We start from the raw sequence: 19,680 nt of genomic DNA on the forward strand, positions 1-19,680 counted from the left end.
TCTCACCTTAATACAATTAGAAAACGGACTACCACTTGTGCAAAAACAAATAGTTCATTATCCTTAAAATATAATCTCATTCGTTCGGAGGGAACTATGTTACAAAAATTCGGTTTCTCACAATATGAAAGCCAAGCTTATGAAGTTGTCGTATCAAGCAATGAACCATTAGATGCTACAACGATTGTGAAGCATTCAGGTGTTCCAAAAGCAAAAATATATGAAGTGCTAGCACGCCTAATCGATAAAGGAATGGTAATGGATTCTGTTTCAGAAAAGAAAAAACTGTATACAGCATTACCACTAAAGCTAGCAATTGAAAAATTAACGACAGAATTCCAATCAAATATTAAAGAACTGGAAACAAATATATCAAAAAAATCATTTACAGATGACCGTGTGTGGAGCTTAAAAATGCAATCTTCTATTCGAGTTCAAAGTAAGGAACTCATTGAAAGTGCAAAAGAATCAATCCGTATTTCAGCTTGGAATGATACTCTTTTAGAATATCTTCCTTTACTAGAACAAAAAGCAAAACAAGGTGTTCAAATTGAATCCCTTATTGTTGGAGAAGTAGAAACAGACTTAGAAAACATGCATTTTCTAATCCCAGCTGAAGAACCTAATGCATTAGAGCGCTACTTGCTACTCATCGTTGACGATCGTGAAATTTTATTTGCTGGCGTAGAACAAGAGTCATGGCAAGCGATGAAAACAATGTCACAACCTTTCGTGAAGTTCTTTACAGAATTTTTCTATCACGACGTTGCACTTGCAAAGATCACCCAGAAGCACCATGACCTCTTTATGGAAGATGAGGAAATTAAGAGTTTGTTGATGAAATTAAGATACTAATTAAATAATAAAAAGGAGTCTAGTTTTTCACTTAGACTCCTTTTCGTTTTGTTCCTTTATCTCCATCAACAGCTCAATGATTTTCTCATTTTGCTCTACTTGTTTCTCTGAATTTTTATAGATGAAACGAACCCATCTAAGTGCAAAAATAATAAGAAACAAAGGGAGCATTGAAATTAGAAGACCAATAATTGAAAAATTCGTATACATATACATCACCTCGCTACATACAAATTCTCCACCTTTCTACTAAAACCTACAATTTTTTACAAATAAAAAAAGAACCTATCAAACGATAGATTCTTCTTTCACGAACTGAGTAGAGCGTCCTCTTGTAATCGAGAAAATCGCACAAAGCAGAGCTAATATAATAAAGCCACCGCCTACCCAAGCATTATATATAACAGATGATTTTTCGATAACAACTCCGCCTACTGTTGAACCAAGTGCAATTCCTAAATGAAGGGCAGAGTTATTTAAACTTTGCTGAATACCAGCTGATTCTGGTGCAATTTCAATTAAATAGTTTTGTTGCGCTGGTGAAATCGCCCAGCTCAGCATACTCCAAAGTCCCATCATAATGATGAAGAGCGGGAATGAGAATGTCATTAATGGCAGTATGAAGATTGCACACGCAAATACGATAATGATGGAAATAATACTTTTCTTCGATCCCCATTTATCAGCAAGCCATCCACCGAATCCGCCACCAATTACTGCTGCGATTCCGAAAATAAAGTAAAACACACTAATCCAGTTTGCTTCAACATGCATGACATCTTTTAAAAACGGTGTTAAATATGCATACAATGTTAAATGCCCTGTTAAAAACAAAAATGATGTTAACTGTGCACTTACAATTTTTTTATCTTTTAAAGTAGCAAGTTGTTCTTTTATTGATAATACCGATGTCGGTGGTACTTTCGTTAAGAATAATGAAATACAAGCAATTGCCATAACTGTTAATACCGAAATTAATACAAATGGTGCACGCCATCCGTATGCATTTCCGAGTACAAGACCAAGCGGTACTCCAAGTACAAGTGATCCACTAATTCCCATAAAAATGATTCCAATTGCACGCGCACGAAAATGCGGTTCTACTACACTAGAAGCAAGTGTTACCGATAGTGCAATAATTAATGAACCACTGGCCGCACAAATAACCCTTGAGAACATCAGCATTCCGTAATTCACACTAAATGCCGAAATAATATTTCCGATTAAGAAAATCGATAATGCTCCAACATACAATGTTTTTCTTTCAAACTTCCCTGTCAAAGCTAATAAAACTGGACCTGACAAAGCAAATACTACCGAAAATATTGTTATAAGCTGACCAGCTGCACTAATAGATACTCCTAAATCATTGGCAACTAAATCGAGCGTTCCTCCTATAATTAGCTCAACCGTTCCGACTACAAAAGCCGCGATAGCTAAAATATAAACACGAAAATTCAAGTCTTTCCCCACGCTTTCTATTTTGGTTACTACGACTATAGTAACCAAAATAGAAAGTGGAAGCAAGTACAATTTTTTTACAGTAAAAAAGGTAGGCGTATAATACGCCTACCTTTTCATCATTCTGTTTCTTTCTTCTTATTCAAGTACCAATACACCGGCAGTCCCGTAAATACAATTCCAATCGATAAGAAACAACTTACTGGATCGTTAATAATTGCACTACCAATTACAAATAACGAACCTAAAATCGCTACGATTGGTACGATTGGGAATAACGGTACACTATATGCACGCTCTTTATTCTTATTACGTTTTCTTAAAATGAAGACACCAATAAACGTCATTACATAGAAAATATAAATAATGAATACGGAAATCTCAGATAGCTTATTTGGATCACTAATAATCATTAAAATAATTCCTAAAATGATTTCAACAATAATCGCATTTGCTGGTGTTTTAAATCTCGGACTTTCCTTTGCAATAAACTTAGAAAATGGAAGTTGTCCACGCTCTGCCATAGACATTGGGATACGTGGGAACGTTAAAATCTTTCCATTTAAACAGCCGAAAATAGAAACGATAATACCGATACTAATAATTTTTCCGCCATATTCTCCAAGTAACATGCCTGCAGCTGTCGCTGTTGCATTTTCTCCAAGGTCTACAATTTTCGCTGCTGGTAATACATTTAATAATGCCAAGTTAATTAATACGTAAGCAGCCGTTACGATTAAAATCCCTACTGTCATTGCTTTCGGTAATAACTTTGTTGGATTCTTCATTTCTCCACCAATCGAAGCAAGTAAAATCCAGCCGTCATAAGCAAATAACGTTGCTAAAATTGCCATACCGATACTTTGATTTTCCGATATCGGCACAACTACGTTAAAAATATCGCTATTCCCTTTCCAGAAACCTAGAACAACAATTAACACAATCGGAATCATCTTCCCAATTGTCGTGATTGTTTGAACGATACCTCCGTATTTTGTTCCCATACTATTTACAACGCCAAGGAACACAACCGTTCCAATTGCGATTGGTAAATTCCACACTTTATCTAAATAGAAAAAATTAATCATTAAAGAACTAAAGTATAAACCTAATGTTCCGATAATAGCAGGTCCATAAACAATTGTTTGCATCCAACCTGATAAATATCCCCAAAAACTTCCGTAAATCTCCTCTAAATACGTATACAACCCACCATTTTTCGGGATTTGCGCTCCAATTTCAGCTACTGTTAAACCACTTGCTAGCGTCAACAGACCACCAATTACCCAAGCAAGAATGGCCATATTAGAACTCCCCGAGTAATCTAATACGCTCCCTGGTTTCATAAACACACCAGATCCAATAATCGTTCCTACTACGATAGAAAGTGCTACTGTTAAACCAATTTTGTTCTTCTCATCATGATGCATGCTGCGTATCCTCCTTCCAATCCTAGTGTGATGCAAAAATGAAATAAAAAAACACTCCTCCCTAAAAAAGGGACGAGTGTTGTATTCGTGGTTCCACCCTTGTTTCAATTCGTAAAGTAATACACTTCACCAATTTCTCAAGTCTAAATAACGGTTTTTGCCGGCAAGCAATTACTAGATGCTCGTTCACTGCTGCAGTTCAGAGGTGGTAATCTATTTTTCCGTATTAGGAAGCTCACAGCCAAAGGCTTCCCTCTCTGAGAATCGTAAAAAATTGATCGTGTCCTCATCATCACTTCTTGATGTCGAATTTTGTAGTTATTGTTCATTATATTGAATTGTTAGAAAAAATCAATATATTTTTTATATAACATAGGAAATATTTATCTTCTTATATTATAACAGAAGCTGTAATATTTCTCTAATTCCCTCGTATCTTTGGAGCAGTGTAGCTGTAAAAATTATATCAGCGATTTTTCAAATATATCGATTTACCAACAAAAAACGCCAACAATAAAAGGAGGTCTTTCAAAAGAAAGCCCCCTCACACCTGTACCTTTCGGTTGCCCACACGAAAGATACGACTTCATTCAATTATTTCTCATCTTTTTTCATAAAAAACTTATGGTGCGGTAAATCAACATTCAATGCCTCTAATTGTTTCTTTTCATTGTCTAAAATCGCTTTTGCTTTTGTTTTTGTTGCTTCATCTAATCCTGCAAAGATGTCTTCATGCTTCTCTTTCTCTGGAAGTTTCACACCTAATTTTGTTAATTCTTCTTTTGCTTGCTCATGCGTTAATTTTCCAGATTTCTTTTGCTCTAAAATTGACTTTGCTTTTTCTTTTGCCTGTTCATCTAAGTTAGCAAACATGTCTCCATGTTTACCTTTCTCCGGCATTTTCACGCCTAGCTTTGTTAATTCCTCTTTTGCTTGCTCATGCGTTAATTTTCCAGATTTCTTTTGCTCTAAAATCGACTTCGCTTTCTCTTTCGCCTGTTCATCTAAGTTAGCAAACATGTCTCCACGCTTACCTTTCTCCGGCATTTTTACGCCTAACTTTGTTAATTCCTCTTTTGCTTGTTCTCGTGTTAATTTTCCAGACTTTTCTTGCTCTAAAATCGACTTCGCTTTTTCTTTCGCCTGTTCATCTAATCCCGCAAACATTTCTTTACGTTTTTCTTTTTCTGGAAGCTTTACACCTAGCTCCTGTAACTGTTTCTTTGTATCGTCCATAATCGTTTTTACTTTTTGTTTTGTAGCGGCATCTAAATCTTTTTTCACTGTTTTTGTCGCTTGCTCAGCTGTTGGAGTATTTGTTGCCGCGAATGCCGGAACACCGACTCCTCCAATGATTCCGAATGATAAAGCACCTGCAATCGCTAAATAACCAACTGTTTTCTTCTTCATAGGAAATTTCCTCCTTCATATTTCTAAAGCATGTACACTTTCGTATACAACGCCAATAGTAATATTGGTTTCTTAAAATTTCCTTAACGATTCAAATAAAAAACACCGCTCGTAATGAGCGGTGTTTCTCTATGCTTTTTGTAATTGTAACTCTTCACGTTCCATTATTTTTCTTAATACAATTGTTTGTGTCATTGTAAATAAGTTACCTGTTATCCAGTACAACACAAGTCCTGATGGCGCCGCAAACCCCATAAATAGAATCATTGCTGGCATCATAATTTGCTGCATCTTTAGCATCTGTACTTGTTCTCCAGGTGTAATATTCGATTGGAAAACTTTCATCTGAATAAATGTCGTTAACGCTGCAATAATCGGTAATATATGATATGGATCTGCATGTCCTAGGTTCACCCATAAAAACGAAGATGTGCGAATCTCTTCCGTTCTGCTAATCGCATAATACAAAGCAGAGAAAATCGGCATTTGTATAAAAATTGGCCAGCAACCAGCAAGTGGATTCCAACCGCCTGATTTCATTAGTTCTGACATTTCTTTTTGATACTGCTTTTGTTTTTCAAGGTCTTTGCTTACATCACCGTATTTTTTCTTTAGCTTCTGCAATTCAGGTTGCATTTTCTTCATTTTCGCTTGGCTGCGATATTGCGAAATAGCTAATGGAATCATGGCTGAACGAATAACGAGCGTCATAATAATGATAGCAACCCCGAAGCTAGCTCCCGGTATATGATGAGCAACAAATTGAATCATATACGAGATTGGATATACAAAATAATGGTTCCATATTCCCGTACTATGTGAATCAATTGTGCCTGCATTACTGCAGCCAGATAAAACAAAAACAAGTACTACTGATAAACTAATGAGCGCAGCTCGGTATGATTTTAACATGTTCATTCCTCCAATGTTTCGTAATTATTTAGCGAAACATTGGTGTATACGGACCAACCTCATCATTCTCTTCACTTGATTCTTGTCTGCGTACGGAACGAATCATTCCATATTTATAAAAAATTGAAAATAGCGGTACATTTCCCGCACTATCTTCACATGTATCAACTAACGCAAAAGCTCTTTGTCTACCGCTTGATGCTTGTTGACGCACAAAGCGAGAAACATTAGCAAGGAAGAAAACTTCTAATAAACAAAGTGCTGTCGTTACAAACGATATATATAGAATTGCATCCTGCAATAAAAATTCCATCGCTTCACATCCTTAATAAGGTCATTTTAGCACATCGGGCAAATATTCTCTATTTCCTTTTATTTTCAAAAAAGTATTTTGCATATTTTCTCAAGAAAACAATAATTAAGAAACGTTGTATTCGCTTTCTTTAGCATATTCACACACATCAATGAATAGGCTTGATTTATTAGAAATTTATAAAATTTTTGCATTATAATAAAACTATTGCCAGTTTTTGAAAAAACCTTTATTCTCTTCTTGTAATCAAAAATGAATATGGAGATGAAACATACTATGGGTCAACTAGGAGACGCCGATTACGTTCCCGACACCGCCTTTTTATCCTTCCCAGCAGCTAAAACATTTCACTTAGAATTTATGATACAGTTGGTTGTTATTTTTATAGCTTCTATTTTGTATGCAATTTCTATGAATATGTTTTTTATCCCGCATAATATGATTAGCGGTGGATTCGCTGGTGTAGGGATGATTATCGGTTATTTAATGCACTACAATATCGGTGCACTTATCTTTTTACTAAACATTCCTCTTCTTATTTTAAGTCACTTTTACTTAGGCAAGAAGACAACCTTTTTAACAGCTTACTTTGTAGCTGTGTCATCGTTAGCGATGAACATTATCCCGGTACACCAAGTTTCAGACGATATTTTACTTTCTTCTGTATTCGGTGGTGTTATCTGCGGAGCAGCTTCAGGAATTATATTCCGATTTGCTTCTTCAACAGGTGGTTTTGATGTTGTTGGATTGATTGTAGCGAAATATCGAGATGTTTCAATTGGAGCAATCATATTTGTATTCAACTTAATCTTACTTGTAGCAGCAGGTTTTATTTTCGGATGGGATATTACACTTTATACGTTAATTAGTCGATTTGTAGTCAGCAAAGTTATCGACGCTGTGCATACGAAACATATTAAATTAACGATAATGACTATTACAGAAAAAGGCGAGGAAATAAAAAGCGCACTACTACATCACGGCATACGCGGGGTGACAATGGTAGACGCTGTCGGCGGCTATACAAACCATAAGAAAAAAATGATTTACACTGTCGTGACTCGCTATGAGTTAGGCGAAATGAAACGTATTATCCGTCAAGTGGATAACAAAGCATTTATGAACATTACTGAAACAGTTGAAATTGTCGGCCGTTTCAAACGCATATAAAACAGGTTAATAAATTAAAGGGCATAACATATTAGTCATATATAATATGTTATGCCCTTTGTTATTCAACTAACGTACCTTTTAGCATAATAAAATCACTAAGTTTATTACTACAAATCGGAGGATAGCATTCCATATACAATACTATCTGTCCATTCCTCTTTATTCCAAAAATCTTGTATGAAATGGGCTTCCTTTCTCATGCCTATTCGTTCACACAATTTTTGTGAAGCTGTATTACGTGCATCAAGATTAGCCTGTATACGATGTACATTACATTCATTAAATAATTTCAATACCAAACTACTTACTGCTTCTGTAGCCAAACCTCTCCCAGCTACTTCATTTGCAAAACTATAACCAATCTCAACAGTGTCTTTCATATTTGTGTACCATACTGATAAATCACCAACTACTTTAGTTTTGTATATAACTGCCAAACTTAATATTGATTCTTTAGTAAGTACATTATTTGCTAGCTTTTTATTAAATCTTTTCTGCATGTCTTCATGAGTCCACTTATTATGTAATAGGAACTTACATGTATCATCACTATTATAAATAGCAAATACATCCTGTAAATCAGTACTCTTAAAAGGTCTAATTATTAATCTTTCTGTTGTGAACTCCAAGTTAGCTCTCCTCCCTTACATTCATACTATAAAACATTTTTTATAGTATTTAAGCCTCATTCTTAGATCTCACCTTGATTACATATTTCATCATAATAAATTAAAATCCTTCTTTCACTAAACTGCACCGTTAATGGTATTTCCTTACGCTTTTTATTTTTTACACTTATTACAAAATCAGATAATTCTATTATTATGTCCCTAAATGTGTTATAATGAAAGCAGACTCACAAAAAAAAGAGTATATAGACTTGGAAGTTTCTCTTATTTTACAAGCAAAAAGAAACGAGCAGTCGGGTATATTTCAGACACCATACACGTAACGGTTTAAACAACCGATCATCTTAGTTACTCTTCAATGATCTTTTTATAAAAAGATACGTACAATTAAAACTCACTTCAATATACTATACCTACCTTTTTGACTTCCAAATCATCTTATTACATAGGGAGATGAACATATGAATCAATATATACGATATACAATAGCTGTCCTGTTTGCTATTATCGGCGGAACAATCTGCTTCTGGACAAACACTCAGCTTGGAGAGAATATCATCTTTAATGGAATCGAAACGCTTGTAAGCGCTTCAATTTTAGGCGGATACATTTACTTCCTCTTCAATCCAGAAGAAAATGCTCAAAAAACAATGTTATTAACAATGATCGGAATCGTTGGTGGATGTATTTCCTACTCAATGACAAACTATACATTACCACTTCAATTAAGCTCAGCTTTCTTCCACGGTCTATGGACTTGGTTCATTGCATTCTGCCTAGCAGACGTATTCAACCTATTACAAGACACTGAAGAAGATAGCGGTCGTCAAATTGAAAGTAACTCTTAAGCTGGAAGATACTCTTCCAGCTTTTTATATTGTTTTGCATATCCCCGCATCACGATAAAAAGAAGTTACCCTCACGGCAACTTCTTTCTCACATACCCCATCCAGTACCAACCGGATTATATCAGCGATTCTCCATATATATCGGCGATTTCTCCACTTATATCAGCGATTTTTTCATTATATCGACCATTCGACACAGGATATCGACTTACCGGCAATTTTCGGCAACCTATTTATGCTCTATACCCTGCCACTACAATAAAAAGAAGCTACCCAACGGCAACTTCTTTTCCACATACCCCACTTCGTATTCACTAAAATATATCAACGTTTTTTAAAATATATCGATCATTTCTCCACTTATATCAACGATTTTTTCATTATATCAACGGTTCAACACAAGATATCGATTTAACGACAACCTTCGACACTCGAAACGCACAATATACCCTATCCCCCAAGCAACTTACTGCCGAACTCTACGATTAAAAAGATAATTAATAGGATCGCGAGTATCTTTAATGCTACATATGCCACTTTAAAAACAACATAAATGAGCAAGACTATCAAAATAATTGATAAAATTTCCATATTTACTTCCTCCAAGCTTTGCTCTTCTTATCTCATTTTACTCGCCCCAGGCTATTTATGGAACGGCATAAGATGACATATAAAAAAGAGGATACCTCATCCATCGTAAGATACCCTCACCTTCAACTGCTCAAACCATTCTCTTTCTAATTGTAAATATCCAATCTCACTCTTCTCGGCGCTCTTTAATTCTTTATCAGCTTTCTTCATATAAGTATGGGAAGCTTCTAGATCATTCTCTAAATATTTGATAATTCCTTGTGTACGATAATATCCGTTTAAGTCCATTTTTGTAATAGCCTTTGCATGTTCCTTTGCTTCTTGCAAAGAAAGACTATCCATCTCATAAAGGGCTTTATATAAAAGATACCAACTATGAAAACTACTAACGAAAAACTTATTTTCTTTCGTTACAGGTAGTTGAACAATTCTTTCTATATACGGTATCGCTCTTTCCATTCCCTCTTGATCTGCACGAGCAAAAAAGACAAGCATAAGTCTACTCATTATCTCTCTTATCCCTTTATTCTCTTTTATTTTCTCCTCACTCAATTCTACTAATCTTTCATCCCAATCTTTCGGTCTTTTATAACTAAATAACTCACTCGATATTTGAATCTCATATAAATGATTTCTAGCTCTTTCATCATCTTTAATTAAAATAAGAAATTGCATCCCATCACTCATAAGCGTTCCTTTTATCGGCACAATTGTAACCGCAAAGATTGCAAAATGGAAAAAGGAAAAATATAAAAGATATTGATAATAACTCACCATGTATATGTAACCGGAAGTAATACCAAACAGTAAACTCGTAATTGGTCCACCTAAAGTGAGCCACGCCCATTTTTTCGAAAGATTCGGTGTCTCTATAGAAGGTGGTACTAGTGTTGCAACGCCTCCAAAGTAAGCCCATAATTTATTTGCTCGAATGCGTAATTTTCCCTTTTCTTTTTGAATAGTAATGGGTCCTACTGTCATAAATTTAAATGTTAAACCACCTATTACACCAAATACTACATGTCCTAGCTCATGAATGGCTAACACTAATAATGAAATTCCAACTATTGCCCATAGGTTCAAAATTACTTCTAATTTCCCAGTTCGGATTACTCCGTATAAAATGGACAGAATTAACGCCACTGTCATTGAGCCAGCTGGCCTTCTTAAAATATCCACCTTTTTCTCCCCTTAATAAATCATTTTCCTTTGCATTTCGTACATGAACTTCCCAAGATGCAATATCCAAATAAATGAGATTAAGCCAATTAATACAAAATCGATATTACTAGCAGCTGTATATATAACGGCAGCCCACCATACATATGCCAATATTGTATTCGTAAATTCATATGCTTTATATCCAGCCTCATGCACAATGTGCTTTAATCCTTCATCTGCGTTTTTCGTCCACATTTTCATAGATTCCATATACGTTACACCTTGTTCAGGATATAGCTTATTATAACGATTTTTTGTTATGAGTCCGATAATTACTACAGTAGTTAAACAAACAATAGAAGCTACTAAATTCCACACCGCAAATGAAACATTTGTATCCTGCAACAGTGCACGTCTACATGTAATAACTGCATATACAAACCATGCCTGCGTCACTATATCACCTACACGTAAATATATACTTATAATGCCTAATTTTCTGCCTTGTACGCTCTCTTCTTCATCGCGTGCCTCTGCTAACATACGTGTATTCTTCCAAGTATAGTACATCATTAAAATTCCAAAAATAGTACATATACCTATAAATGTATTGGATGATAATTTTCTCGGTTCATCCGAGAGTAAATTTAAAGCTATATAAGACGTTAAAAATCCTCCTATCATACTTAATGTTATTTTCCCCACAGAATCAAATTGTTTTTTTCGCTTACTCTTCATCGTCCTCTTCCCCCTCTACTAACGTAAATATTTCCTCCACCGGTACATTGAAAATTTGTGCAATTTTTAACGACAATACGATAGATGGTGCATAATCCCCACGCTCAATTAAACTAATCGTTTGCCGTGATGATCCAATCGCTTTCCCTAAATCCCCTTGTGATAAACGATGCTTTGCTCGCAATTCCCTCACTCGATTTTGAAGCTTCATGTCTTCCCTCTTTTTCATTTATTTAATTAAAATTGTAAATAATATCCTTATATTTGTCAATTATAATTGTCATTACGACTATAATAATTGACAAAACACTTATTTCTTATCCTGTATCAAATTCCTATAAAGAATGTAAAATGTGCATTAAACATAGTCTTAAAAATAAAATAAAAAAGGCAGTGCTTTTGCACTGCCTTCCTAAATTCTGACATAGAATGGATTTCATATTAACTTGCGTTTTGTAGTAATACTCGTTTTAACTGCTTACGGAAACGAATACCTAACGTAACCGCTACAATCACAATAACTCCAAAAATAATTTTACCGATATGACCTTCTAGCACTCCAAAGATATCATGTAAGTTTCCACCTAACCAGTAACCACCGATTAAGAAGAATGATACCCAAAATAGAGCGCCTGAATAAATTGTAATGGCAAAACGACGGAATGGTAAATTAATAATTCCTGCAAAGTATCCTGTGAAATGACGTACACCAGGAATAAAGAAACCAATAAAAATTAGGAAGTACCCATACTTATCAAACCACATTCTCGTTAAGTCAATTTTTCTTTGTGTTAAAAATACGTATTTCCCATACTTTTGAATGAAAGGCATACCTAATTTATTTCCTAAAAAGTATTGAATCGTCATTCCTACACTTGTCCCAATAAAGGATAGAATAATTAAAATCGGTAAACTTAAATCACCCTTATGTGCTAAAAATCCCGCATATGCTAATGTTGGCTCTCCCGGAAACGGAAGTGCAATATATTCTAACAGCAAGCCGACAAGTACAACATAATACCCGTATTGCTGAAATAATTCATGAATCCATTCCATGTCATCTCTCCTTTCAATCACGTACAACTTCTTACTATTATTGTATAAAAAAATTGTCGAAATAACTATCACAATAGCTTACATTTTTATTACATTTTTGTAAGGGTCACACTAATGATTTTCGTTCTTTATTAAATAGTAAAAATTATTTTCCAAGTCGCAATAGCGAAAAGACGCATTAATAACATGCAGATTTTATCCATTTTTTAGCACTAAAAAAGCTCTCTTATTTTGTTCTCAATAAAAAACCATCACAAACTCATGCTAACTTCATATTAGCTTCATATACGTATTGTAAGATTATATCGGAATTTGTTGAAAAATTTAACCAATATATGACTAAGCATTAATTTGAATAAATATAAGTCGTTTTTCGAAATTGAAAAAAGGGTGAATACGAAATGGAAGCATATAAAATGCACGATTTTATTAATACAAATGTTGAATCTCATCAAAATGAAACCGTTTTTAATTTACAAATATGTGAAACAAGTGAATTTGACGTAAGTTTAACAAAATCTACAACACTATCTTTTATCGTTTCAAAAAAGAATATTAAAATTGTCACGAAAAAATGGATTAATTCAAATCAAGAAAGCATGATTGGCAAAAGCTACATCATTCCAACAAAAGCTTTTCACTATTTCTTACCAATCATTTCTGAAAATGAAGATGAGCTAAATATTCAAGTTCAAAGTTTTGGACTACGTGGTGAGCTTTTATTAAATGAAAGATTACTTATTGATAACAACAAACACAACAGCAAAATCACTACATTCTTTGAAACATTAGATGAAAATGTAAATAAAGCATTACGAGGATTACAACTTCATTGTATGTAAGACTATTACGATAGTAAAAGGAGAATAACAATGAAAAAATTATTATTAAGCGCACTATTATCATTAGGATTTTTAACTCTTCCATTCGCTAGTGCAGAGGCAGCTACAACGAAAGATCAATTAATCGTAGACACTCAGTTAAATAAAATGGATTATTATCAGGATGGAAAATTTATAAAAAGTTTTACTGTCGCTACTGGAAAAGCTGCAACACCTACACCTAAAGGCACTTTTCAAATCGTAAATAAAATTAAAAACCGCCCTTATTATACAGGCAAAATTAAAGGCGGCGATCCACGTAATCCACTTGGTGACCGTTGGCTCGGATTAAATATGGCAGGAACTTACGGAACAACTTATGCGATTCACGGAACTAACAATAATCAAGCAATCGGCAAATGGACAACACTTGGTTGTATTCGTATGTATAACAATGATATACACTGGTTATTTGAGCGCGTTCAGCAGCAAGCTACTGTCACTGTAAAATAGCCTAAAAACAAGATTTATGTGTAGCCAAGAATTTTATGTCTTGGCTTATTTTATTTATTCATTTACAGTAGCAAAACAACTGTATTTACATATATAATAGGAATAGATTTGATTAGCTAATATCTAAACATTGATAAACGTAGATATTAAAATTATACAGTTATAATGTTTTATAAATTTTATAATACATACTATAATAGAACTACTGTAATTCTGAACTATTCAGTAACACTAAACTATTCCCCTTGCTACCTTCATGATTATTTTATAGCGGGGGCTTATTATATGTATAAACAATCTGAGTCACTCGAAAAATGATGAATTCGAATATTGCAGTAAAAAGCGTTATTTAGGAGGTGTTACTATGACGCATATACTGGTGATTGAAGACAACCCAGATATACAAGAACTTATTCGTGAATTTCTAATGGCACAAAACTTTACAGTTGATGTAGTTGGTGCTGGAACAGAAGGTATTCTTCTTTTCCAAAAAAATTCATACGATCTTGTCCTCCTCGATGTAATGTTACCAGATATAGATGGCTATAGTATTTGTAAAATTATGCGAGGACAATCTGATGTACCAATCATTATGTTAACAGGCTTACATAATGAAGAAAGTGAAATTAAAGGATTTGAGTTAGGTATTGATGACTATATTACGAAACCGTTCCATTACACTGTATTTATTAAGCGTGTAGAGGCTGTATTAAGAAGGGCAGCAACGAAGGAAGCAGAAGCTGCAACTATACTACAATTCCATGAATTGATGTTAAACTCTACAGCATATGCAGCTTATGTTCATGGTAATCAAATTGAATTGACAACAAAAGAATTTGAAATTATTTATACTTTACTGCAAAATCGAGGAAAAGTATTATCAAGAAGTGATTTGTTGAATAAGGTATGGGGCTATGAACATTATGGTGATGTAAGAGTTATAGATACACATATTAAAAACTTAAGAAAAAAATTAGGAATTCCTTATATTAAAACGGTGAAAGGCATTGGCTACAAAATCGAATCGTAGCAAAGACAACATCACCAAAAATATTTTCATCAAAACCTTATTATTTTGTATTCTTTTATCACTTTGTCTTTATCAAATTATTTACTTTCTAGCTTCAAACTACGATAAAGAACGTTTTGCGAAAGAAAATGGAACGCCGACTACAGAACAGGCCGATTCAGATAAGCAAAACGACGGAAGTAAAACGAAGCAAAATAAAGCTGTGTCAAAGGGGAGTATTTCTAATTTCCAATCTTCTATTATAGATTATAAATCTCTTTCTACAGCTATCAATCACCTTTTGCAGCCTAGCCAAACTGCAAAGGCAAAAGAACATACACAAAATCTTTCGGGGAAAAATAGCACTTCTAATCCGCCTACAGAAGCAGAAAAGAAAGCCGCTAATAATGATGCCTTACATACACAAAATGCAGCAAGTAAAACAAATGATACAAATGATAATCCAAAGTTAGCAGATGCGTTGCAGCAATTAGCTCCACATATTGGCGCGACAATGCTTGCATTATCACTACTCGGATCATTAATTTATACAAAACTAATTGCCAAACCTTTTCAATATATGAGTGATGCTTTAAAAGATATTATGAATCTTGATTTCTCCGATAAAAAGCTACTTAACAAAAATGCAGATCAAACAGATTTTAATTTGCAAGTAGCTGCTTCACAAGTACCAAATATTGTGAAGAATTTACATGCAAGCAATCAAGATTTAAGAAACGAGCTCAAGAAGGAACAACAATTAGAACAATCTCGTAAAGAATTTATGTCTATGGTGTCCCATGAATTAAAAACACCAATCGCAGCCGTCATGGGACAACTAGATGGCATGATTCACGGAATTGGAGCTTATAAAGATAGAGATAAGTATTTGAAACGTTCCTACGAGATGATGCAAGACATTAACATATTAACGGAAAAAATGTCGGAATTATCCAAAATACAAAACCCTCAATTTAAACCGAATTTAGAAGTCATTTCTTTATCTAATATTATTGAGGATGTTATGAAGAAAGTAGATTACTTTGTATCTGTAAAACAATTAAATGTACAATCTAATATTAAACACGACGTACAAATTTTAGCTGATCCTAAATTTATTCAAACTGCTATTTTTAACATTATTTCAAATGCAATTCATTATACAATTGACCATCAGCACGTATATATAAAGCTTTATGAAAAACCAAATGGTTACGCATTAGAAGTATTAAATACAGGTTCACAAATTGATGAAGATAAACTTGCTCATTTATTTGAGCCTTTCTATCGCGCAAATCCTGATAAACACGGGTTAGTACAAGGTAGTGGTCTTGGATTATATATCGTGAAACAAATATTAGATAAACATCAGTTTCCTTACGGGATACAAAACACAGCTCAAGGTGTAAAATGCTCCATTGTATTCCCAAAAGCAATGTAACATTCACTATAATTACATACCCCAAACTCATACTTCATGTGTGAGTGGCGGAATTTTGTAGAGTGTCTTACTCTGTTTCGTTCGCCCGTTATCCTTATTTGGATAGCGGGCGTTTTTTATTACTTAAAAGGAGGATTTTTTATGGAAAAGTTTAAATATTCATTGCTCGTTTTATTCGGTGCTTGCAGCTACGGCATACTTTCAACTATTTTCAAACTCGGATTCATAAATGGATTTTCAGCACATCAACTCCTAGGGGGACAATATGTCTTCGGATGGATTGGACTATTTCTACTCGTTCTTTTCTTTTCACATCATAAAGTAACAAAAAAACAATTTTTTTCATTACTAACCGTCGGAACAACAATGAGTATGACTGGGATTTTTTACGCTATTTCTGTAGAAGAACTACCCGCATCTATCGCTGTCGTCCTACTCTTTCAGTTCACTTGGATTGGTGTCATTATCGAAGCCATTGCAAATCGAACATTTCCAAGCCGCGATAAGATCATATCTATCCTTATTTTATTTGCTGGTACATTGTTTGCAGGTGGTGTATTTGAAGGCCTCGGACAAAGTTTTTCTACGAAAGGGATTATCTTTGGGCTATTAGCTGCGGTCTCTTTTTCATTCTATGTTTTTGCAAGCGGGCGCGTCGCTACGGATGTTCCGCCTTATACGAAAAGCTTTCTTATGACAACAAGTGCTACTCTTATCGTATGCCTATTCTTTCCGCCAACCTTTTTAACAGACGGTGCTTTGCAAGCTGGCCTATGGAAATATGCTTTCTTCCTCGGCTTGTTCGGTGTTGTCGTACCTGTCATTTGTTTTTCAATCGGTGTACCAAAGGTTGGAACAGGGCTTAGTACGATATTAGGTGCAGCTGAATTACCAACTGCTATTATTGCTTCAATTACACTTGTACATGAAGTCGTAACGTTCATGCAGTGGATTGGAATTATTTTTATATTGGTTGGGATCTTCACTCCTCAGCTGCTTACGGCTAGGAAAGAAAGGAAACACAATCGCGTGCACAGCGCTTGAAAAAATACAGAATTTATATAAAAGATATAACTGCAATTAAAATAAGTAAATTTATCTGGAGGTATAAATGACTATTTTAAGCATCGTATTTTTTGCTATTATGTGTATCTTCTTCCTAATAAGATATATGAAAGAAAAGAAATTTTACGATTTACTTCTCGTTCCCGTTTGTATATATGCAGGAGCAGTGAAAACTCCTTTCGTAGAGTACTTAAACTTTAATACTACATTTAAAATAACGTATGATATTGCAGCTATTATTCTTGTAATCCTTGCTGTACTTTTCTTTTTGAAAGATAAGAAAGAGAATCATACTGCATAACAAAAGACCTTTCATTTACTTGAAAGGTCTTTTTCTCTATCTCATTTTACCGCTCCATACAGCTTCTCTATCTCATGCTCAATTTGTTTTACATCGATTCGCTCAAATAATGGCTGCACGCTATCAATTCTACTTGGCAACGTATTTTGCGGTTCCCAATTTCGGTTCACAATCGACAATGTGTTTCGAACTCTTTCACTTGAAAATGGTAAAAATGGTTCAAGGAGATGGGCAAAATTAGCGATAAGATACACACAGTTATAAATCGTTTCTTCAGATGAAACTGGATCATCTTCTCTTTGTTTCCAAGGCTGCTTTTCATCAAAATATTTATTTGCAAAACGTACTGTATCAAATATTATTTCTAGCGCCACCTTAAATTTAGTTTGCTCAATCGCCTCTCCTACACGCTTATATAATCCTTCTACTTTATCTTTCAGCTCTACCTCAATACTTCCCTTCGGCACGATACCACCATAATATTTTTCGATAAACTTTAATGTCCGGTTCACAAAGTTCCCGTATGCACCTAATAATTCACTATTATGACTGTAAATAAATTCCCGCCATGAAAAATCAGTATCGCGATTTTCTGGTGCGTTGACGGTTAAAAAGTAACGAATAGAATCTGGATCATAGCGTTCTAATATGTCAGGCACCCATACTGCCCAGTTTTTACTTGTAGATAATTTTCTTTTTTCAACTGTTAAATATTCATTCGAAACGATATGACGCGGGATTGCTTCCTCCCCTATTCCAAGTAATACCGCTGGCCAAATGACGGAATGAAACGGAATATTATCCTTTCCGTGCACATAATATGTTTTCGCTTCGCTATCCCAAAACTCTTGATCATCTTTCCCTGTTTCTTCAGCCCAATGTTTACTCGCTGAATAATAGCCTGTCACTGCTTCAATCCATACGTAAATTTTCTTATCTTCATACCCTTCTACTGGAATTGGTACCCCAATTGGTAAATCACGTGATACGGCCCTATCTAGTAATCCTTCCTTTACATATCTCTCTGTTAGTTGAATCGCATTGTCGCGCCATGTCCCTGTTTGTTTGGCAATTTCTACAGCTCTTTTAATTTGCTGCTGAAATGTATGCAATGCAAAATAGAAATGCTCTGTTTCCTCTACAGATGGCGTACTACCACATAACTTACATTTCTTTTCTAACAAATCGAGAGGATCTAAAATAGCAGAACAAGCATCGCATTGATCTCCTCTTGCTGCTTCATGGCAATGTGGACATATTCCTTCTACATAACGATCCGGTAAAAACTGTGTACACGTTTCACAATACGCTTGTTCCACTGTTTTTTTATAAATATGTCCTTCTTCTAATAAACGGAAAAAAACATTTTGAACCGTTTCATGATGGTGCTCACTATCTGTACGTGTATAACAATCATAAGTAAAACCAAGGCTACGAAAACATCGCTGGAACTCTTCATGATACTTATCAGCAATTTCTTTCGCTGTCACACCTTCTTGTTTTGCTCTAATTGCAATCGGTGTTCCATTACAATCACTCCCTGAAACATACAGCACATTCTCACCTTTTGCCCTGTAATAACGCGCTAAAATATCTCCAGGTAACAAACTCGCAATATGGCCAAGGTGTAACGAACCATTTGCATACGGCCAAGCGCCTCCAATAAAAATACTCATCTTACATTCCTCCTTTTAAATATAAAAAGCCCCGCCCTTATCTTAAAAAAGATAAGGGCGGGGCTGTATAAACAGTCGCGGTACCACCTTATTTCGCTAATTACTCACATAATTAGCCTTAACAAGTACGGAGCAATATGCTCTTATACTGTGGTTTTGATAACGAGTACCAACTCTCGTCGCCGCCTACTATTATCATTTGATAAGTTCAGGACGAAGCTCAAAGGCCATTGTTCAAATGAATATTCTTGCTTCTTCTCAGCTACCGAAGCTCTCT

General features: G+C 34.7%; 22 protein-coding genes and 2 other annotated features (1 of these 24 running past the window's edge). Of the genes, 9 read left to right on the forward strand and 13 right to left on the reverse strand.

The features are described from left to right. The first annotated feature begins 96 nt into the window (after positions 1-96). Positions 97-855, forward strand: a complete 759-nt coding sequence (locus AB6801_RS12710; protein ID WP_000939479.1) for a TrmB family transcriptional regulator — start codon at positions 97-99, stop codon at positions 853-855. A gap of 27 nt (positions 856-882) precedes the next feature. On the opposite strand, the gene AB6801_RS12715 is transcribed toward AB6801_RS12710, so the two are convergent. The 6 genes from AB6801_RS12715 to AB6801_RS12740 all read right to left on the reverse strand — a co-directional run bounded on the left by AB6801_RS12715 (position 883) and on the right by AB6801_RS12740 (position 6,381). After that, entirely contained in the window at positions 883-1,065 is a 183-nt protein-coding gene (locus AB6801_RS12715) for a hypothetical protein (protein ID WP_097998044.1), read from the reverse strand. 78 nt (positions 1,066-1,143) lie between these two features. Further along, entirely contained in the window at positions 1,144-2,328 is a 1,185-nt protein-coding gene (locus AB6801_RS12720) for an MFS transporter (protein WP_002062676.1), read from the reverse strand. Between the two features lie 107 nt (positions 2,329-2,435). After that, positions 2,436-3,746: an APC family permease gene (locus tag AB6801_RS12725; protein ID WP_097998045.1), complete on the reverse strand. Its 1,311-nt coding sequence runs from the start codon at positions 3,744-3,746 to the stop codon at positions 2,436-2,438. A gap of 65 nt (positions 3,747-3,811) precedes the next feature. Continuing rightward, positions 3,812-4,048 (reverse strand) — a binding site (T-box leader). Between the two features lie 292 nt (positions 4,049-4,340). Beyond that, complete coding sequence (locus AB6801_RS12730; protein ID WP_000730882.1) at positions 4,341-5,156, reverse strand: hypothetical protein; 816 nt, start codon at positions 5,154-5,156, stop codon at positions 4,341-4,343. Between the two features lie 129 nt (positions 5,157-5,285). Further along, positions 5,286-6,068 (reverse strand): membrane protein insertase YidC, encoded by a 783-nt coding sequence (locus tag AB6801_RS12735; protein ID WP_000920518.1) that lies wholly within the window; start codon positions 6,066-6,068, stop codon positions 5,286-5,288. Between the two features lie 28 nt (positions 6,069-6,096). Next, positions 6,097-6,381 (reverse strand): hypothetical protein, encoded by a 285-nt coding sequence (locus AB6801_RS12740; RefSeq protein WP_000394930.1) that lies wholly within the window; start codon positions 6,379-6,381, stop codon positions 6,097-6,099. A gap of 276 nt (positions 6,382-6,657) precedes the next feature. Here AB6801_RS12740 and AB6801_RS12745 point away from each other — a divergent pair, with 276 nt between their 5' ends. Next, a complete protein-coding gene (locus tag AB6801_RS12745) occupies positions 6,658-7,551 on the forward strand; it encodes a YitT family protein (RefSeq protein WP_000530044.1) in 894 nt (297 codons plus the stop codon). A 110-nt stretch (positions 7,552-7,661) separates the two neighbouring features. Here the strand turns inward: AB6801_RS12745 and AB6801_RS12750 are convergent, their stop codons facing one another. After that, entirely contained in the window at positions 7,662-8,183 is a 522-nt protein-coding gene (locus tag AB6801_RS12750) for a GNAT family N-acetyltransferase (RefSeq protein WP_000397305.1), read from the reverse strand. Between the two features lie 461 nt (positions 8,184-8,644). Between AB6801_RS12750 and AB6801_RS12755 the strand changes: the two genes are divergently transcribed. Then, positions 8,645-9,031 carry a DUF3938 domain-containing protein gene (locus AB6801_RS12755; protein ID WP_001077776.1) on the forward strand — a complete coding sequence of 129 codons (387 nt, stop codon included), beginning with the start codon at positions 8,645-8,647 and terminating at the stop codon, positions 9,029-9,031. A gap of 450 nt (positions 9,032-9,481) precedes the next feature. Here the strand turns inward: AB6801_RS12755 and AB6801_RS12760 are convergent, their stop codons facing one another. From AB6801_RS12760 to AB6801_RS12780, 5 genes are all read right to left on the reverse strand, one after another. Next, positions 9,482-9,622, reverse strand: coding sequence for a DUF3985 family protein (locus tag AB6801_RS12760; RefSeq protein WP_000404758.1), 141 nt, complete (start codon positions 9,620-9,622; stop codon positions 9,482-9,484). Between the two features lie 96 nt (positions 9,623-9,718). Then, positions 9,719-10,771, reverse strand: a complete 1,053-nt coding sequence (locus AB6801_RS12765; protein WP_033668377.1) for a site-2 protease family protein — start codon at positions 10,769-10,771, stop codon at positions 9,719-9,721. Positions 10,772-10,813: 42 nt separating this feature from the next. After that, positions 10,814-11,521: a DUF3169 family protein gene (locus tag AB6801_RS12770; RefSeq protein WP_000837723.1), complete on the reverse strand. Its 708-nt coding sequence runs from the start codon at positions 11,519-11,521 to the stop codon at positions 10,814-10,816. After that, the gene (locus AB6801_RS12775; protein ID WP_000776168.1) at positions 11,511-11,732 is read right to left on the reverse strand and encodes a helix-turn-helix transcriptional regulator; all 222 of its coding nucleotides are present in this window, start codon (positions 11,730-11,732) and stop codon (positions 11,511-11,513) included. The genes AB6801_RS12770 and AB6801_RS12775 overlap by 11 nt, the downstream gene beginning before the upstream one ends. Before the next feature lie 230 nt (positions 11,733-11,962). After that, positions 11,963-12,577: a DedA family protein gene (locus AB6801_RS12780; protein ID WP_000454754.1), complete on the reverse strand. Its 615-nt coding sequence runs from the start codon at positions 12,575-12,577 to the stop codon at positions 11,963-11,965. 401 nt (positions 12,578-12,978) lie between these two features. Between AB6801_RS12780 and AB6801_RS12785 the strand changes: the two genes are divergently transcribed. The 6 genes from AB6801_RS12785 (at position 12,979) to AB6801_RS12810 (ending at position 17,727) form a co-directional block, all read left to right on the forward strand. Next, complete coding sequence (locus AB6801_RS12785) at positions 12,979-13,419, forward strand: DUF3978 family protein (protein ID WP_000388768.1); 441 nt, start codon at positions 12,979-12,981, stop codon at positions 13,417-13,419. A gap of 30 nt (positions 13,420-13,449) precedes the next feature. After that, positions 13,450-13,911 carry a L,D-transpeptidase gene (locus tag AB6801_RS12790; RefSeq protein WP_000735058.1) on the forward strand — a complete coding sequence of 154 codons (462 nt, stop codon included), beginning with the start codon at positions 13,450-13,452 and terminating at the stop codon, positions 13,909-13,911. Between the two features lie 364 nt (positions 13,912-14,275). Further along, positions 14,276-14,941 (forward strand): response regulator transcription factor, encoded by a 666-nt coding sequence (locus AB6801_RS12795; RefSeq protein ID WP_000148833.1) that lies wholly within the window; start codon positions 14,276-14,278, stop codon positions 14,939-14,941. After that, positions 14,919-16,361 carry a sensor histidine kinase gene (locus AB6801_RS12800; RefSeq protein ID WP_000201959.1) on the forward strand — a complete coding sequence of 481 codons (1,443 nt, stop codon included), beginning with the start codon at positions 14,919-14,921 and terminating at the stop codon, positions 16,359-16,361. The genes AB6801_RS12795 and AB6801_RS12800 overlap by 23 nt, the downstream gene beginning before the upstream one ends. A 141-nt stretch (positions 16,362-16,502) precedes the next feature. Then, the gene (locus AB6801_RS12805) at positions 16,503-17,405 is read left to right on the forward strand and encodes an EamA family transporter (RefSeq protein WP_048568696.1); all 903 of its coding nucleotides are present in this window, start codon (positions 16,503-16,505) and stop codon (positions 17,403-17,405) included. A gap of 67 nt (positions 17,406-17,472) precedes the next feature. Beyond that, the gene (locus AB6801_RS12810) at positions 17,473-17,727 is read left to right on the forward strand and encodes a hypothetical protein (RefSeq protein WP_000154132.1); all 255 of its coding nucleotides are present in this window, start codon (positions 17,473-17,475) and stop codon (positions 17,725-17,727) included. A gap of 41 nt (positions 17,728-17,768) precedes the next feature. Here AB6801_RS12810 and metG read toward each other — a convergent pair whose 3' ends face one another. Further along, positions 17,769-19,403, reverse strand: coding sequence for a methionine--tRNA ligase (metG, locus tag AB6801_RS12815; RefSeq protein ID WP_097998046.1), 1,635 nt, complete (start codon positions 19,401-19,403; stop codon positions 17,769-17,771). Positions 19,404-19,453: 50 nt separating this feature from the next. After that, positions 19,454-19,680: a binding site (T-box leader), on the reverse strand (it continues 44 nt past the right edge of the window).

The sequence above is a fragment of the Bacillus sp. RCC_6_1 genome, assembly GCF_041360755.1.
Classification (GTDB): domain Bacteria; phylum Bacillota; class Bacilli; order Bacillales; family Bacillaceae_G; genus Bacillus_A; species Bacillus_A cereus.

Bases quoted from the DNA above. Each gene is read 5' to 3' on its own strand.
- AB6801_RS12710 (WP_000939479.1), top strand. From the start codon at position 97: ATGTTACAAAAATTCGGTTTCTCACAATATGAAAGCCAAGCTTATGAA.
- AB6801_RS12715 (WP_097998044.1), bottom strand. From the start codon at position 1,065: ATGTATACGAATTTTTCAATTATTGGTCTTCTAATTTCAATGCTCCCT.
- AB6801_RS12725 (WP_097998045.1), bottom strand. From the start codon at position 3,746: ATGCATCATGATGAGAAGAACAAAATTGGTTTAACAGTAGCACTTTCT.
- AB6801_RS12730 (WP_000730882.1), bottom strand. From the start codon at position 5,156: ATGAAGAAGAAAACAGTTGGTTATTTAGCGATTGCAGGTGCTTTATCA.
- AB6801_RS12735 (WP_000920518.1), bottom strand. From the start codon at position 6,068: ATGTTAAAATCATACCGAGCTGCGCTCATTAGTTTATCAGTAGTACTT.
- AB6801_RS12740 (WP_000394930.1), bottom strand. From the start codon at position 6,381: ATGGAATTTTTATTGCAGGATGCAATTCTATATATATCGTTTGTAACG.
- AB6801_RS12745 (WP_000530044.1), top strand. From the start codon at position 6,658: ATGGGTCAACTAGGAGACGCCGATTACGTTCCCGACACCGCCTTTTTA.
- AB6801_RS12755 (WP_001077776.1), top strand. From the start codon at position 8,645: ATGAATCAATATATACGATATACAATAGCTGTCCTGTTTGCTATTATC.
- AB6801_RS12760 (WP_000404758.1), bottom strand. From the start codon at position 9,622: ATGGAAATTTTATCAATTATTTTGATAGTCTTGCTCATTTATGTTGTT.
- AB6801_RS12765 (WP_033668377.1), bottom strand. From the start codon at position 10,771: ATGACAGTGGCGTTAATTCTGTCCATTTTATACGGAGTAATCCGAACT.
- AB6801_RS12770 (WP_000837723.1), bottom strand. From the start codon at position 11,521: ATGAAGAGTAAGCGAAAAAAACAATTTGATTCTGTGGGGAAAATAACA.
- AB6801_RS12775 (WP_000776168.1), bottom strand. From the start codon at position 11,732: ATGAAGCTTCAAAATCGAGTGAGGGAATTGCGAGCAAAGCATCGTTTA.
- AB6801_RS12780 (WP_000454754.1), bottom strand. From the start codon at position 12,577: ATGGAATGGATTCATGAATTATTTCAGCAATACGGGTATTATGTTGTA.
- AB6801_RS12785 (WP_000388768.1), top strand. From the start codon at position 12,979: ATGGAAGCATATAAAATGCACGATTTTATTAATACAAATGTTGAATCT.
- AB6801_RS12790 (WP_000735058.1), top strand. From the start codon at position 13,450: ATGAAAAAATTATTATTAAGCGCACTATTATCATTAGGATTTTTAACT.
- AB6801_RS12795 (WP_000148833.1), top strand. From the start codon at position 14,276: ATGACGCATATACTGGTGATTGAAGACAACCCAGATATACAAGAACTT.
- AB6801_RS12805 (WP_048568696.1), top strand. From the start codon at position 16,503: ATGGAAAAGTTTAAATATTCATTGCTCGTTTTATTCGGTGCTTGCAGC.
- AB6801_RS12810 (WP_000154132.1), top strand. From the start codon at position 17,473: ATGACTATTTTAAGCATCGTATTTTTTGCTATTATGTGTATCTTCTTC.
- metG (WP_097998046.1), bottom strand. From the start codon at position 19,403: ATGAGTATTTTTATTGGAGGCGCTTGGCCGTATGCAAATGGTTCGTTA.